Annotated in this window: 12 protein-coding genes and 2 pseudogenes; 4 read left to right on the top strand and 10 right to left on the bottom strand. The window is 57.8% G+C overall.

Features of this window, described 5'->3' with window-relative positions; genetic code table 11:
- Positions 1 to 22 precede the first annotated feature (22 nt).
- From AB4O41_RS26060 to AB4O41_RS26050, 3 genes are all read left to right on the top strand, one after another.
- The gene (locus AB4O41_RS26060) at positions 23 to 787 is read left to right on the top strand and encodes an AraC family transcriptional regulator (RefSeq protein ID WP_460145251.1); all 765 of its coding nucleotides are present in this window, start codon (positions 23 to 25) and stop codon (positions 785 to 787) included.
- Positions 788 to 879: 92 nt separating this feature from the next.
- Positions 880 to 2,001 (top strand): HlyD family secretion protein, encoded by a 1,122-nt coding sequence (locus AB4O41_RS26055; protein WP_460145250.1) that lies wholly within the window; start codon positions 880 to 882, stop codon positions 1,999 to 2,001.
- Entirely contained in the window at positions 1,998 to 3,590 is a 1,593-nt protein-coding gene (locus AB4O41_RS26050) for a DHA2 family efflux MFS transporter permease subunit (RefSeq protein WP_460145249.1), read from the top strand. Before AB4O41_RS26055 ends, AB4O41_RS26050 begins: the two co-directional genes overlap by 4 nt.
- 205 nt (positions 3,591 to 3,795) lie before the next feature.
- Here AB4O41_RS26050 and AB4O41_RS26045 read toward each other — a convergent pair whose 3' ends face one another.
- The 10 genes and pseudogenes from AB4O41_RS26045 to AB4O41_RS26000 all read right to left on the bottom strand — a co-directional run bounded on the left by AB4O41_RS26045 (position 3,796) and on the right by AB4O41_RS26000 (position 14,821).
- On the bottom strand, positions 3,796 to 4,119 hold the full coding sequence (locus tag AB4O41_RS26045; protein WP_460145248.1) for a hypothetical protein: 324 nt from the start codon (positions 4,117 to 4,119) through the stop codon (positions 3,796 to 3,798).
- A gap of 359 nt (positions 4,120 to 4,478) precedes the next feature.
- Positions 4,479 to 4,902, bottom strand: a pseudogene (locus tag AB4O41_RS26040) (hypothetical protein).
- A gap of 93 nt (positions 4,903 to 4,995) precedes the next feature.
- Entirely contained in the window at positions 4,996 to 5,379 is a 384-nt protein-coding gene (locus AB4O41_RS26035; RefSeq protein WP_460145247.1) for a hypothetical protein, read from the bottom strand.
- Between the two features lie 102 nt (positions 5,380 to 5,481).
- Positions 5,482 to 5,901, bottom strand: coding sequence for a DUF6896 domain-containing protein (locus tag AB4O41_RS26030; protein ID WP_460145246.1), 420 nt, complete (start codon positions 5,899 to 5,901; stop codon positions 5,482 to 5,484).
- Positions 5,898 to 6,185 (bottom strand): hypothetical protein, encoded by a 288-nt coding sequence (locus AB4O41_RS26025; protein WP_460148460.1) that lies wholly within the window; start codon positions 6,183 to 6,185, stop codon positions 5,898 to 5,900. The genes AB4O41_RS26030 and AB4O41_RS26025 overlap by 4 nt, the downstream gene beginning before the upstream one ends.
- 39 nt (positions 6,186 to 6,224) lie before the next feature.
- A pseudogene (locus AB4O41_RS26020) lies at positions 6,225 to 10,558 on the bottom strand (RHS repeat-associated core domain-containing protein); the annotation flags it as partial.
- Positions 10,559 to 10,878: 320 nt separating this feature from the next.
- Complete coding sequence (locus AB4O41_RS26015; RefSeq protein WP_460145245.1) at positions 10,879 to 11,319, bottom strand: carboxymuconolactone decarboxylase family protein; 441 nt, start codon at positions 11,317 to 11,319, stop codon at positions 10,879 to 10,881.
- A gap of 243 nt (positions 11,320 to 11,562) precedes the next feature.
- Positions 11,563 to 13,008: a mechanosensitive ion channel domain-containing protein gene (locus AB4O41_RS26010; RefSeq protein WP_460145244.1), complete on the bottom strand. Its 1,446-nt coding sequence runs from the start codon at positions 13,006 to 13,008 to the stop codon at positions 11,563 to 11,565.
- Positions 13,009 to 13,200: 192 nt separating this feature from the next.
- A complete protein-coding gene (ycaC, locus tag AB4O41_RS26005) occupies positions 13,201 to 13,827 on the bottom strand; it encodes an isochorismate family cysteine hydrolase YcaC (protein WP_460145243.1) in 627 nt (208 codons plus the stop codon).
- Positions 13,828 to 13,954: 127 nt separating this feature from the next.
- The gene (locus AB4O41_RS26000; RefSeq protein ID WP_460145242.1) at positions 13,955 to 14,821 is read right to left on the bottom strand and encodes a pirin family protein; all 867 of its coding nucleotides are present in this window, start codon (positions 14,819 to 14,821) and stop codon (positions 13,955 to 13,957) included.
- Between the two features lie 105 nt (positions 14,822 to 14,926).
- On the opposite strand from AB4O41_RS26000, the gene AB4O41_RS25995 reads away from it, so the two are divergent.
- Positions 14,927 to 15,835, top strand: coding sequence for a LysR substrate-binding domain-containing protein (locus tag AB4O41_RS25995; protein WP_460145241.1), 909 nt, complete (start codon positions 14,927 to 14,929; stop codon positions 15,833 to 15,835).
- The last annotated feature ends 10 nt before the right edge of the window (positions 15,836 to 15,845 follow it).

Raw genomic sequence — 15,845 nt, 5'->3', positions numbered from 1 at the left:
CAATCGTTGAAATCGGACAACTATGGCCTGGCTCGATGCCCATGCACAATTCAACCCCGATACCTCCCCGGCACTGGTTATCGGCATCGCTGCGACCATGGGCGATCACGATTCCGGGCTTCATCGACACGCATGCGGGCAGTTGTTGTTCACGCGCCAGGGGTGCATGCGCATCACACTGGCGCAGCAATTGTGTTTATTGCCGCCATCCCGCGCCGCATGGATTGCGCCAGGTATCGTTCACCGCGCCGTGATGCAACAGAGCGTGGACTATCGATCCATTTACCTGAAACCTGAGTTATGCGCCGAACTGCCGCAACAGGTTTGCGTCATTGAAGTCAGCCCGCTGCTGCGAGCGGTACTGGAACCGATGGCCGGGGCCGACTTCGACACCGATTGGCAACAGGGCAAGTTCGTCCATCTGTTGGGCCTGTGCTTGAGCGAAATTCGTGATGCCACACAACAACCGATGCTGCTGCCTCTGCCTCGGGACAAGCGCCTGATACCACTGCTCGCGACGCCAGAAAAACTGCCACCGGAACTGCAGGTGCTGGAAAGGCAAATCGGAGCCAGCGGCCGGACGATCAGCCGAATCTTCCAGCGCGAAACCGGTATGAGCTATCAGCAATGGCGCCAACAGTGGCGGTTGATGCGCGCCATGGAATTACTCGCCACCGGGCGCAACCTCAGTTACAGCGCATTCGAACTGGGATTTGCCAGTGACAGCGCGTTTATCGCGTTCTTCAAGGACATGACCGGCATCACCCCTGGCGCGTGGCTTAGATAAACGACGACTGGCAGCAGAAACCCATTGTCAGTAAATATTACCTACGTCATATTACACTTGTAATAAAGCATTACTTCTCACAGGATTTCTTCATGACCAGCATGCCCAGCCTTGAACCCAACCTTGCTGTCGCGGTGAATACTCCCAAGCCTCCCCTGCTTAAAAGGCTGATCTTGCTGACTGCGGCCATCGCGGCCCTGGTGTTCATCGGGCTGTACGCGACCCATTGGTGGACCGCCGGGCGTTTCATCGAAGAAACCGACGATGCCTATATTGGTGGCGACGTCACGGTGATCGGGCCGAAAGTCGCGGGGAATATCGAAGAGGTCCTGGTCACCGACAACCAGAAGGTCAAGGCCGGTGATGTGCTGATCCGCCTCGATGCTCGTGACTATCGCGCCAACCTGACCAAGGCCGAAGGTGCGGTGGCTGCCGAAGAGGCGTTGCTCGCCAACCTCGACGCCACCGAACAACTGCAACACGCGGTGATCGGCCAGGCCCGCGCCGGTATCGATGCTACAGGCGCCGAAACCGCGCGCTCGCGGGACGATAACGCTCGCTACAAACGTCTGGTTAGCAGCAACGCCGTCTCGGTGGAAAGCGCGCAACGAGCCGACGCCACCTTCAAGACTGCACAGGCGCAGAGTGCCCGGGCTCAGGCCGAATTGCTGGCCGCGCAACGCCAATTGAACGTGATTGAAACACAGAAACAGCAAGCGCGAGCGGCGTTGATCCAGGCACGGGCCGAGCGTGATCTGGCGCAGTTGAACGTCGGTTACACCGAGTTGAAAGCCCCCGTAGACGGCGTGATCGGCAATCGTCGGGCACGAGTAGGTGCTTACGCCCAGGCCGGTTCGCAACTGCTGTCGGTGGTGCCGGCCAGCGGGTTGTGGGTCGATGCCAACTTCAAGGAAGATCAGCTGTCGCGGATGACGCCGGGCCAGCGTGTGATCATTCATGCGGACGTGCTCAAGGGGCGTGAATTCCATGGTCATCTGGACAGCCTCGCGCCGGCCAGTGGTTCGCAGTTCAGCGTGCTGCCGGCGGAAAACGCCACCGGCAACTTCACCAAAATCGTTCAACGGGTACCGGTGCGAATCCTGCTCGATCCCGCTGATGGCGTGCTCGGTCACCTGCGTCCCGGTTTATCGGTGACTGCCGAAGTGGACACCCGCGCCGAACCTGAAACCCCGACCGTAGCCGGCACGCCATGAACCGCGCCCTCGCCGCCCCGGCGCAACCATTCAATGCCGCCAACATGGCAACGGCGACCAAGGTGTTTGCCTTCGCCACGATGTGCATCGGCATGTTCATCGCGCTGCTGGATATTCAGATCGTCTCGGCGTCGCTGCGTGACATCGGCGGCGGACTCTCGGCCGGCACCGACGAGACCGCGTGGGTGCAGACCAGTTATCTGATCGCCGAGATCATCGTGATTCCGTTGTCGGGCTGGTTGTCCCGGGTGTTCTCGACCCGTTGGTTGTTCTGCGCCTCGGCGGTGGGTTTCACCTTGGCCAGCCTGCTCTGCGGCGCGGCCTGGAATATCCAGAGCATGATCGCCTTCCGCGCCCTGCAAGGCTTTCTCGGTGGCTCGATGATTCCGCTGGTGTTCACCACCGCATTCTTTTTCTTCACCGGTAAACAACGAGTGATCGCCGCCGCGACCATCGGCGCAGTGGCCTCGCTGGCACCGACGCTGGGGCCGGTGATCGGGGGCTGGATCACGGACATTTCGTCCTGGCACTGGCTGTTCTACATCAACTTGGTGCCGGGGATTTTCGTTGCGGTGGCGGTGCCGATGCTGGTGAAAATCGACCAGCCGGAACTGTCGCTGCTCAAGGGCGCCGACTACCTGAGCATGCTGTTCATGGCGGTGTTTCTCGGTTGCCTGGAATACACCCTGGAAGAAGGCCCGCGCTGGAACTGGTTTAGCGACAGCACGATTCTGACCACCGCCTGGATCAGCGGCCTGGCCGGATTAGCTTTCATCGGTCGGACCTTGCACGTGGCCAATCCAATCGTCGATCTGCGTGCCTTGAAAGACCGTAACTTCGCCCTCGGCTGTTTCTTTTCCTTCGTCACGGGGATCGGCCTGTTCGCGACGATTTACCTGACGCCGCTGTTTCTCGGTCGTGTACGTGGCTACGGCGCGCTGGACATTGGCCTGGCGGTTTTTTCCACCGGGGTGTTCCAGATTCTGGCGATTCCGCTGTACGCCTTTCTGGCCAACCGCATCGACCTGCGCTGGATCATGATGATCGGCCTTGGATTGTTTGCCCTGTCGATGTGGGATTTCAGCCCGATCACCCACGACTGGGGGGCCAAAGAATTGATGCTGCCGCAAGCCTTGCGCGGGATCGCTCAACAACTGGCAGTGCCGCCTGCGGTGACCCTGACTCTCGGCGGACTGGCGCCCGCGCGGCTCAAACATGCTTCGGGATTGTTCAACCTGATGCGCAATCTCGGCGGCGCAATGGGCATCGCCGCGTGCGCGACCATTCTCAATGACCGCACCAACCTGCACTTCACCCGGTTGGCGGAGAACCTCAATAGCACCAACGAAGCACTCAATCAGTGGCTGTCCCAGGTCGGCAATAACTTCGCAGCCCTCGGCCAAAGCGGTGACATTGGCGTCACCGCCAGCCTGCGTCAGCTATGGCTGCTGACCTACCGCGAAGCGCAGACGCAAACCTACGGCGACGCGTTCCTGATGATCATGGTTTGTTTCATCCTCGCCACGGCGATGGTGCCCTTGATGCGCAAGGTACAACCACCGCCCGCACCGAGTGCTGATGCTCATTGAGGCTTGCTGCCGTCGGGTCGCGAAGCGGCCCCAAGATATCCCGACCAACCAAAACCCTGTGGCGAGGGAGCTTGCTCCCGTTGGGCTGCGCAGCAGCCCCAAAACCAACGCCACGAGTTTGTCAGGTACACCGCAAGGCTTGGTTTGGCGCCTGCTACGCAGCCGAGCGGGAGCAAGCTCCCTCGCCACAAAAAGCCGCTCGGCGCTACTCCGAAGGCCGTGCCCTCAACCGCCGCCCAATCACATCCAGCACATCGCACCCATCCCGTAACGGAATGGCGCAAAGCAAAGCGAAGTCGTTGAGGATGATCGAGTCGCACTCGACCGAGCCGCGCATGGACATGTTTTCGAGCACTTGCGTTACGGCACGAATTCGATAGCTGGCGGCGTCGGTCAAGATATCGAGCGGCGCGTGGGTATCGACGAACAGGGTGGGCATGTCGGTGCAGTTGCTGGTGAGCGCCATGAAGCGGCTTTTGGGATGGGGAATTGGTTTTTCGTAGGGTGGATCAGGATGAAGACTTTTCATTTTTATACCTCTGGTAGAAGTGGAGCTACCATCGGCCTTCCTACAGGCTTGGGTGGCAGCTATACGCGGGGTAGGAATATCGAGACCAGAGCAAACTCGACCACACCGAAGCGTGCCCGCGCACAGCCGCCGCAACTGATCTTACGGACGCACGTCGATGGCCGCAAATTCAGGTGTCGACGCCAAAGCGTCCTCTCTAGTCTTGAAGGGTTCCTACACCCTGCCACTGAATCTTCAGTGACCACCAGAGACTATCGATGGAAAACATTTCGCACCAGTTCATGGAAACCGCTACGAGTTGAAGGAACTTCCGACGGGCTTGCCCGGAAATTTCACCGTCTGTAAGACCATCAACGCAACTAACCGATAGTCGTCCAAGTGGATTGATCTTCAAGGCTGGCTTTTTGAAGGTCGTCTTCCCACACAACAGTTGCCAAGCGAAAAATGTCTTCAAAAAATGCCCTGGTATTTTTCATCTCATCCCACCCATCAGGAAATGATGAATACGCCTCGGGCGTCATACTTCAGCAATGATTGGAAATCATAATGTCTGTCCTGAAGGGCTTCCTCCAGACATTTGCAAAGTAAAAATCTTTGCCGATATGATCGCTTTCTGGGTAGGCAATATTTGAGAATTAGCTCCTCCCTGTCCGTCGGATCATTAGGATCGAACCCCTCCAATTCCTCACCCAGAGTCTCTTCACGATCATAAATATCAAAACACCCCAAAAAATAAGAGGATGTAGGGATATACGGCTGCCCAGTTCCAGGATCAATAAGCATTTTCCACTCTACCTAATCGGATATAAAGCAAAAATAAAGCAAAAAGTGGACGGATTTATTTGTAGCTGTTCTCGATAACAAACTGCTGAATCTTCAGATACCTGTCGGAAACACATTTATATTCTTAACCTTTAAATCCACTAACACCGAATCAGCTTTCGCACATCCAATCAACTCAATAAATATTATTGATCCACCCACATCAACAACTGCGCCGCCCTCCATATCATTTGAAATTAAAGTCCCCGTCATAGTCACGGTGCCATCCATCACTTCAATAGAGTGAGCGTTACTGAGCGAAGAGCAAGCATTCTCTCCCCAAACAAACTCATCATCGACTTCTAATTCGACATCATACTGTTCACCTACTTTCGGTGGGGTAGCACGCCAAACTGCGGTTGCGGCCCCGACATTAGTTGAAAACACAACTAAAACTTCTTTAGCAATAAGAGTCACGAGATTTATGGTTATTTTCATCCCTATTTCTTCAGTAATGGGACGGACAAAGGGGGCAGATTTATTTGCCCTGCATACATTCCACCTATATCCGCTTTTGAAAATAAATAATCCAAAGCATCCTTACCATCGCAGTTTATTTTTGAAATATAGTCTCGACATAGAGCCAGAAACCCTCTCAACTTTACCAAGTTTTATATACTCTTTGAAGTCGCGCTCCAACACACTCTGATCTATATACTTCGAATGCAGGCTGGGAACCTCGCATGCATACATATAAAGTCTCCACGCATCAAACCCATCAACCCTTTCGTCGGGTCCATAATCGAAGTCGACACACATGCCCGGAAAACTCACCCTGCAACCGACTCCATGCAACTCATAACTAATACTATCTGTAACCATGCCTCGCTGTGAGATTTCATTTATCTGCCAAAGTCGAAGAATACATTTTCTACCAAATTTTTCTTCAAGCAAGTCGGTAGCTCTATCGACTTGAATCAAAAAATCGTCAATTAAATACTCCAGATCCTTATTCTTCATCTTCTTGGCCTCATCAATCTGTCATGCCCCACACTATCAGCGGACTCCATTACTTCATCCAAGGCATTAAAAGCACCGTGATGACCAGCGAGATCCTTTATCAACACAATGGTAACTTTTGTGTGAGTTCGTCTGGCCGCAGAAGCTCTATGATGTCCATCGACTATATAGCGACTGCCATTATGCTCCACAACATCAATCGGCCAATCATCGTCGTACCCATTTTTTTGCATTTTGCTGGCGATTGCTTCTACTTGTTTCGTGGAAGCTTTACCTTCTATCACATGAGTCCTTTTTAGACTGTTTGGATCAACATCACGGATCACAGAAGGCAGACGAGGCTCACCTTCGTCAATTACCGCCTTGCCGGTCGGATCTTGCTCTCCAAACGATGGTTTCTCACATCCATCCCCCCTGGGCAGGTATTCAACCCCAACGGATCAACCCACCCCGTCGGGTTCGGCGTGTACTGGTACTGGTTCAGCCCACCCGCCAACTTGATCGGGTCCGGCGTCAGGTACCGACCAATATCCGGATTGTAGTAGCGATGCCGGTTGTAATGCAGGCCGCTCTCGGCGTCGAAGTACTGCCCTTGAAATCGTAGCGGTTGCTCAAGTTGCTCGACCCCGCCGAACGACAGGCGAGTGACTTTGCCGTAGGCGTTGTACTTCGACGACCACACAATCTCGCCACCGTAATCCGTCAGTTCCTGCGGCGTGCCGAGATGATCGAGTTGGTAATAAAACGGGCAAGCCTTGCGCGGTCCTTTGCCGTCGAGCATGGCCAGCGGGCGGAAGCTACCCGGTTCATAGACGTAACTACGGTAATGCTCGCGGCTGCTTTCGGCGATGAGGTGGTCGCCCTGCCAGAAGAACTCGGTGGTTTTGCCGTCGACGGTTTTGGCGATGCGGCGGCCGAAGGCGTCGTAGCGGTAGCTTGAGCAATGACTGTCCGGCGTGGTGACGCCGATCAGGCGGTGCTGACAGTCGTAGCGGTATTCGGTGACGAGTTTCTGCGCGGTGCCGCGGCGTTCGCGGATCAGGTTACCGAAGGCGTCGTAGTCGTAATGGCGGTCGCCTTGCATCAGCAGGCGATTACCCAGCACCTTCGCAGCGCCGGGGCGGTCCTGCATCAGCAGGTTGCCGGCCGGGTCGTGGGCGAAGGTCTCTGGTGGGTCGTCGCGGGTGTGCCGGACGCGGGTCAGGCGATTGAGCGGGTCGTACTGGTAGCTGCGCTGGCCGTGGCGGGTGTCGGCGATGTGGTCGAGATTGCCGTTGAGGCTGTAGGCATAGTCGCGGCGGTACAGGTTTTTTTGCTGTTGACTGACAGCGTGGGCTTTCAGCCGACCTTGGTCGTCGTAGGCGTATTCGCTGAGCAACAGACCTTGCTGACGTTGCTGTTCGCGGCCGGATTTGTACGTGTGGGTTGTAAGACGTGTGCCGTTGAGGTCGATGGCCGTCAGCGCGCCGCCCTTGGCGTGGTGGTAATCAAGTTTACTGCCGTCCGGCAGGCGCAGGCGCTTGAGCTGGCCGCAGGCGTCGTAGCCATAACGCAACGTGCCCCAACCCTGGTGTTCGGTGATCAGCCGGTCCTGCCGGTCGTACTCGAATTCCAGCGGGTGATCGTGGCCATCGTCGACGCTGACCAGTCGACCCAGCGAGTCGTAGCGGTACTCGACCTGGATACCGTCAGGCAGGGTCTTGGTTAGCAACCGTCCGGCCGAGTCCCGCTCATAAGCCGTGACCAGCTGCGAGCCGTCATCGCCAAACTCGGTTTTTTCCAGCAAGTGCCCATTGAGGTCATAGGCGTAGGCAGTGCGCTGTCCGTCGAAACCGGTTTCCTGTCGGATCAAGCCATTGGGCGTGTAGTCCAGTCGATAGTGTTCGCCGGATTCGTTTTCGATTTCCGTCAGCAGCAGTTGTGCGTTGTCGTAGCGATACTTGAGCTGGGTGCCATCGGGGTTGATCCGGCGACTGACCAGGTGCAGGTCGTCGGCGTATTCGTAACGGGTGACGCGACCCAGTTCATCGCGTTCGGCGGTGATCTTGCCGTAGGCGTTGTAGCTGAATCCGCGAGTGGCGCCGGTAGGCAGCGTGGTCTGAACCAGTCGGCCGACGGCATCCCATTGGTATTGGGTAACAGCACCGTGTTCGTCCTGACGGGTCGTCTGCCGGCCCAATGCGTCGTAGGAAAAGCGCCGCTGACCACCGTCCGGCAAGGTCTCTTCGAGCAACTGCCCCAAGGCATTCCAGACGAACACATGGCGGCTGGTGTCCGGGTAGCGGATCGACAGCAGCCGCCCCTGAGCGTCGTAGTGATAATGGGTGACCTGACCATCGGGATCGGTGGCTTCGCTGACGTCCCCCTGAGCATTGCGCTGATATTTCCACACCGCTTTGCCGCGATAGCGCGCATGCAGGAATCCGTTGCGATACTCGTAGGCCGTCGGCTCGTCTTCCGGCGGAATCAGCGCCACCAACCGCCCAACTTCGTCGTAACGGTATTCGGTGACGGCCCCGAGCGGATCCTGCTCAGCAATTAGCCGACCCTGATCGTCATAGGCCTTGAGGTTTTCGCCACCATCCAGCTCGACCTTGCGCACCAGCCGCGCGCGGTCATCGTGGACATAAACCTCTTGGCTGCCATCGACGTTATGAACCGTGACGCTGCCCTGATCGTCCCAGACGTAGCACGCATCCATCTGCGCAAACGACGCCCAGTGCCGGACGCAACGGGCCGCCTTGCCGGACCGTTCCCACGCCCAGAAGAAACTCGCCCCACCAGCCAGTTGCCGCTGCAGAATCACGTGCCGGTCGTCGTAGTCGTAACGCTCGCTCTCGCCGGCAGCGTTGCTCGCTTCGATCAGCTGAGCGCATTCGTCGTAGTGGTAACTGACCAGCGTCTGCTCGGTGTGCCAGGCTTCGTCGAGGGTCTGCGCTGGAACAAACACCTGATAGTCGACGGCAATCAGGTGGGCGCGGTCATAGCGCAACAGCAAGGCGCGGCCGGCGCCGTTGTCGAGACGTTGAATGCGCTGCTGGCGGTCGCGGGTGATGCGCAGGCGGTTGTCGTACGCGTCGCTGATCGCCGTCAGCCGACCGTTGTGAAAGTGGTAAAACCGCGTGTCGTCGCCGGCCTGGGCGAGGATCAGTTCTTCGGGTTCAGCGCCGAGATAAATCGCTGCGCGTGACAGGCTGTTGTGAATCGCCGGGCGTTCGCTGCTCGGTAATGGAAACGGGGTGCGACGGTTTTCGTGGTCGATCCAGATAACCTGATCGCCGTCGATTTCCAACCGATGGGCGAGCGAATGACTCCAGCCAAAACCCAGCCCGCAGTCGATCTCGGCAGCACTGGTGCGATAGAGCCGGGTGAAGTCGAACGGCAGGATGCCGTCCAGCGCACCGTCGGAGAGGGTCAGCAGTTCTTCGCCGGTGACCATCGACACCGGGCATTTGTTGGTGGCAGTTTTATTGGCGGAGTCGGCACTGTCGCCGTTGGGGTTTTTTGCTTGATCCGGGACGTTGTCGTGGTGTTCGTTTTGCTTGAGCGTAGTGTTGCGCTTGGCATCCCAGCGCAGTTGCATCCGACCTTTTTTCAGACCCGCTGCCACACCGCGTGCGGCGACTGCTTTGTACTGGTCGACGTACTTCATGAAGGTGTTGAGGATATTGAAAGTGGCCTCGACGAAGCGCATCGCAAGGCCAGCCAACAACGCCCCGTACTTAATCCCGCGAAGTGTGAGATAGGCCTTGGCGGCGGGTATACCGACACCCGTCCAGGCCAACGCCAAAGCAATCAGAATATCGATCAGCACCGAAACAATGACTTGGCTGGTCACCTCCGCCGTGTTGCCAGCGATCTCGCTGGGCGGGAGCATTTCCAGCCAGAGACTCGCCGTACGCAGCAGTAAACAGAGCGCCGCTTCGTCACTGGCCAGCAGCTGGACTTTGGCTATGACCTCCGGCGCCGTCTCCGCGAGCCTGGCCAACTCATCGGCGCCGCTGCCCAGCCGTTCAGCAAATTTTCGGGGATCCTGAAGAATGTCCGAGAGCAGGCTGAGGCTGTCCCAAACACCGATGACCGCCGCCCAACTGCCCGCCAGCATGCCGTTACCGGTAGCCGCAAAAGTCGACTGCGACCATTGCGGTTTGAACCCCTCCCATTCCTTGCGTAGCCAGCCTTCCAGCTCGGTGGTCAGGCCTTTGTAGGAATCAAAAAGGTCATTGACTTGCTTCGGAGTAACTTCACCCTGAACGTGAACGCGGTAGAACTTGCCCTCTTCCCCTCGGAATGTTCCCTTGCCGTTTTCATCGAGCGTGACCGGCGTCGACTTACCCCCATCCTCCGCAATCACATGGACCTGAATATTCCCCAACGGAATGTCATAAACCGATTCGAACTTGCTCTCGATTTCCAGAATCCCGCCTTTCGGGCACTGGACGACGGTGGAGATAAAGTCGTCGTCACCACTGCTCACGGCGGTGCCGGCATTGCCGAACCAAATGATCCGCTCCATGCCCATCAGCGACGGCAGATCCGCCACGTGGCTGGCCTGGTCGGCGGTCTGGCTGAACCAGTGATTGAGCTGTTCGCGATAGAGCGAGAGGGTGTGCGGAAAGTTGTCGAGTTCCTCCTCGATGCGGGTAACGTGCTCCATCAACACACCGAGAAGTACGGAGTTGTTGGATAAAAGGAGTCGAACATGAGCAATCCCTCGCGCAGAAAATTAGGCGCGAGGACTTTGCGGGGGATCGATCAGGAAAGAAGTCGGGAAAGGTGGAAATAGCTGTAGGGGGATTCGCTGATTAACAGCGACTCAACAACGCGTAATCCAGGTGGGAGCGGGCTTGCTCGCGAAGACGGCAGCACAATCAACATTGATGTCGCCTGACATGCCGCTTTCGCGAGCAAGTCGGATCGCCGCACCGCCGCTCCCACAGGTTTTGCGTCTTAACTGACTGAAATTAGAGCCAGGCGTTACGCCTGAGGCATTTTGCGAAAACCCACGGCCAGGCGATTCCAGCTGTTGATGGTGGAAATCGCCACGGTCAGGTCGACCATTTCCTTGGGGCTGAACTCGGCGCTGAGCAGCGCATAGTCCTCATCCGGGGCGTGGGTCAGGCTCAGCTGCGTCAAGGATTCGGTCCAGGCCAGCGCCGCCCGTTCACGGGGGGTGAAGAACGGCGTTTCACGCCACGCCGACAAGGTGTACAGCCGACGCTCGGTTTCACCATCCTTGCGGGCATCGGCAGTGTGCATGTCGATGCAAAAGGCGCAGCCGTTGATCTGTGAAGCGCGCAGCTTCACCAGTTCGATCAGCGACTTTTCCAGCGGCAGTTTCGAGACAGCGGTTTCCAGGGCGATCATGGCTTTGAGACCGTCTGGGGAGGCGGTGTAGAAATCAATACGAGGTTGCATGGTGAGCTCCAATTACGGGTGGGGTTGGAGCTACGTTAATGCCAACATGGAGCTGAACAAATAGCCAATTATTGGGAAGTTGAGGATGCCAATGGACCACTGGATTGGGGTGACTCTTCTGGCCCCTTCGCGAGCAAGCCCGCTCCCACATTGGATCTTCGCCGGACACAAAACCTGTGTTCACTGAAGATCTAATGTGGGAGCGGGCTTGCTCGCGAAGGGCCGGAACAGGCAACCAACACATCAGCCGCTACGCTTGCGCAACCACTGCAAAAAACCTTTCTTCTCCACCACCTTGGGTGTTTCCTGAATCAGCGTCTGAGCCTTGTTCAAGCGAAAATCCAGCAACGCCTTCATCGCTTCGCCGATGTCATGCCGCGCATCCAGGCACGGTTGGAGGTATTCCTTCTCGATCCGGTACAAGCTGCAGACCGTCTTGGCGATAAAGTCTGCCGGCATCGCCGTATCGGACAAAATCCCGCCCTCGCCGATCACCTCGCCCGGCCCCATGCGCCCGGTTTCGAACTTGACCCCACGGCGGCTCAGCTCCACCGACACGACGCCGGATTCGATGATGAACAAATGATCGCTGACCTCCCCCGCCGGCAGAATCATTTCACCAGGGCGGAAAGTTTGCAGTGTCATGTTCTGACTGAAGGTTTCTTTCTCATCCTGACGCAGCGTCGAGAAAATGTTCGAGGCGTCCAGCAATGCCCGTGGCCGCGACAGGTTGGCCGGTGCGTTCGGTTCGACGTTCGACAACAGGCTGACACCGCTGGCCTGCAAGTGCCGGAACGCCAGGTCGAACAGCAGATTGCGAACCATGCGTTTCTGGTCCATCGAGACGACGAAACCACTGATTTCGTATTCCACGCCCGTGGCGCTGGAGCCTTTCAACGCTACGCATGGCGCCGGTTTATTCAACAGATAGCGGCATCCTTGCATCGCCCGTTCCAACGCGTCGATCACCGTTTGCGGACGTGCGTGCGGGCTCAGTTGCAAGCTGACGGAGACACCGAAAATGTCACTGGGCCGGCTGAAGTTGATGATCTTGGCCTTGGCTGCCAGGGAGTTGGGAATCACCGCCATGCTGCCTTGCGCGGTTTGCAGGCGCGTGGCGCGCCAGTCGATGTCGATGACCCGGCCTTCGGTGCCGTCGATGGAGATCCAGTCATCCAGTTGATAGGGTTTGGTGGTATTGAGGACGATCCCGGAGAACACGTCGCTGAGGGTACTTTGCAAGGCCAGGCCGACGATGATAGCCAACGCGCCGGACGTTGCCAGCACGCCCTTGACCGGCAATTCGAGTACGTACGCCAGGGCGGCGATGACCGCGATCAGGAAAATCACCGCGCCGAGCAGATCCTGCAGCAAACGCCCGGTGTGCCCGACCCGTTGCATCATCACCGTGCCGATCAATACCGTCAGGGTGCGCGCAGCGAACAGCCACCAGCCAATTTGCAAACCGGTCGCCGCCAGGTGCAACGGCACGTTGTCGGCCCAGGGCGCCGGCTCCATGGGGTTCATGCCTTCGTTGAACAGCAGCATGCTGAACAGCGCGAAAATCACCACCCGCACCGCCAGCTTCCAGTTGCTGCCGCTGGCCGTGATCAAACGCCACAATCCCAGATCGATCAGGATCAGCGTCAGCGCGCTGAGCAATGGGTGTTCGGTGAGCAGTGACAGCATCGAGCGACTCCAGCAAGGGCAAATGGCGGGAAGATCTCACAGATTGGGCACAGTGTAGGAGCAATTGATGGCCTGAGAACAACACAAAATACTGTGGGAGCGAGCCTGCTCGCGATGGCGGTTGAACAGACACATTTGCAGTGACTGTCGGACCGCTATCGCGAGCAGGCTCGCTCCCACAGTTGATCGGTGTTACTTGGCGTTAGTCAGCGCGTTGTAGCTGGTAAACAGGTTGCGGTAGTCCGGGATGTGGTTGGAGAACAAGGTGCCCAAGCCTTCCACGTCGTTGCGCCAGTCGCGATGCAGTTCACAGGCCAGGCCAAACCAGGTCATCAGCTGGGCGCCGGAGGACGACATGCGATCCCACGCCGATTGACGGGTCAGTTCGTTGAACGTGCCGGAAGCATCGGTCACCACGAACACCTCAAAACCTTCGGCCAGGGCCGACAGTGCCGGGAACGCCACACAAACCTCGGTCACCACACCCGCGATGATCAGTTGTTTCTTGCCAGTGGCCTTGATCGCCTTGACGAAGTCTTCGTTATCCCAGGCATTGATCTGGCCTGGGCGAGCGATGTACGGCGCGTCCGGGAACAGTGCCTTGAGTTCCGGCACCAGTGGGCCGTTGGGGCCAGTCTCGAAACTGGTGGTCAGAATCGTTGGCAGCTTGAAGTACTTCGCCAGGTCGGCCAGGGCCAGCACGTTGTTCTTGAAACGGTCCGGATCGATGTCGCGCACCAGAGAAAGCAAACCCGCCTGGTGATCGACCAGCAGAACGGCGGCGTTATCTTTGTCGAGACGTTTGTAGGAAGTAGTCATGGGGTAATCCTCGCTTGTTATCGATGCCGAACGGGCCGGCGTAAGTGAACTCTGTTTTTTCGTTTCAACGTGGCCAGGCATGCGTTGTCAGCCAAGCCCGGCACGCCATAGCGCTACAACAATGATTTCAATCACTCATCCGGCCAAAGCGTCCCGACTGGAAGTCGGCAAAGGCCTGGTGAATTTCTTGCTCGGTGTTCATCACGAACGGGCCGTGGCCGACGATGGGTTCGTCGATCGGCTCGCCGCTGAGCAGCAGCACCACGGCGTCGTTATTGGCTTCCAGACTGAGCTGATCGCCGTCGCGCTCAAACAACGCCAATTGCCCTTCTCGCACCAGTTCCACACCGTTGACCTGAACCGTGCCGCGCAGCACCACCAGTGCCGTGTTGCGCCCTTCGTGCAGATCCAGGGTCAACAACTTGCCGGCGTTCAAGCGAACGTCCCACACGTCGATTGGCGTAAAGGTCCGCGCCGGGCCGCTATGGCCTTCGAACTCACCGGCGATCAAACGCAGGCTGCCGGTGTTGTTCTTCAGTGGGATACTCGGGATGTCACCGTCGAGAATCGTCTGGTATCCGGGCTCGGCCATCTTGTCCCTGGCCGGCAGGTTGACCCACAGCTGCACCATTTCCAGGGTGCCGCCGCTCTTGGCGAAACCTTCGGAGTGGAACTCTTCATGAAGAATCCCCGAGGCTGCGGTCATCCATTGCACGTCGCCGGGGCCGATCTTGCCACCGCTGCCGGTGGAGTCGCGGTGTTCCACTTCGCCCTTGTAAACGATAGTCACGGTTTCGAAACCACGGTGCGGATGCTGACCAACGCCACGACGCTCGGTGGTGGGGGTGAATTCGGCAGGGCCGGCGTGATCCAGCAGCAGAAACGGGCTGATGTGTTTACCCAGGTTGTCGTAGGAAAACAGCGTGCGAACCGGAAAACCGTCGCCGACCCAATGGGTTCGTGGGCTGGTGTAGATACCGATGATGTTTTTCATCTTTGCCTCCAAATCTGTTGTGTGACGCGATGGACAAAGCTTAAAACCGGCGCCTTTGGTGCGCTAGACTGCAAAAATCAGCCTTAGCGTTCTATTTGGAGAACGATGGTGGAAGACCTCAACACCCTGTACTACTTCACTCAGGTGGTGGAACATCGCGGTTTCGCCCCCGCCGGCCGCGCGCTGGACATGCCCAAATCCAAGCTCAGCCGACGCATCGCCGAGCTCGAAGAACGCCTCGGCGTGCGGCTGCTGCACCGCACCAGTCGGCATTGCTCGTTGACCGAAATCGGCCAGGCGTATTACCAGCGTTGCCTGGCCATGCGGGTGGAAGCCGAAAGCGCCGCCGAGCTGATCGAGCGCAATCGCTCCGAACCCCAGGGTCTGGTGCGCATCAGTTGCCCGACCGCGTTGCTGAACACTTGGGTCGGACCGATGCTGACCCGCTACATGCTCAAATACCCGTTGGTGGAGTTGTTTATCGAAAGCACCAACCGCCGGGTCGATCTGATCCACGAAGGGTTCGATATCGCTCTGCGAGTGCGCTTTCCACCGTTGGAAAACACCGACATGGTGATGAAGGTGCTGGGCAACAGCACCCAATGCCTGGTGGGCATTCCAGCATTTTTGCAGCGCTTGTCGTCACCGGCCACACCGGCTGACCTCAGCGGCCTGCCGAGCGTGCATTGGGGTGGCGCGCAGCGTGAATATCAGTGGGAATTGTTCGGCGCCGACGGCGCCAGCGCGCTGATTCGTCATACCCCGCGGATGGTCACCGACGACTTGCTGGCCTTGCGTCACGCGGTGCTCGCCGGCATTGGCATCGCCCACCTGCCGAACGTGGTAGTGCGCGATGACATCGCTACTGGTCGCTTGGTGGAACTGGTGCCGGGCTGGACACCCAAGTGTGGGATCGTGCATGCGATCTTCCCCTCACGACGCGGATTACTGCCGTCGGTGCGGGCCTTGATCGACTTTCTGGGTGAGGAATTCAGCCATAGCGATATTGCTTGAAAAGATCCCG

The sequence above is a fragment of the Pseudomonas sp. S2_A02 genome, from assembly GCF_054668495.1.
Note: the sequence above shows the minus strand (reverse complement) of the source record. Positions and strands in the feature narration are given on the sequence as shown.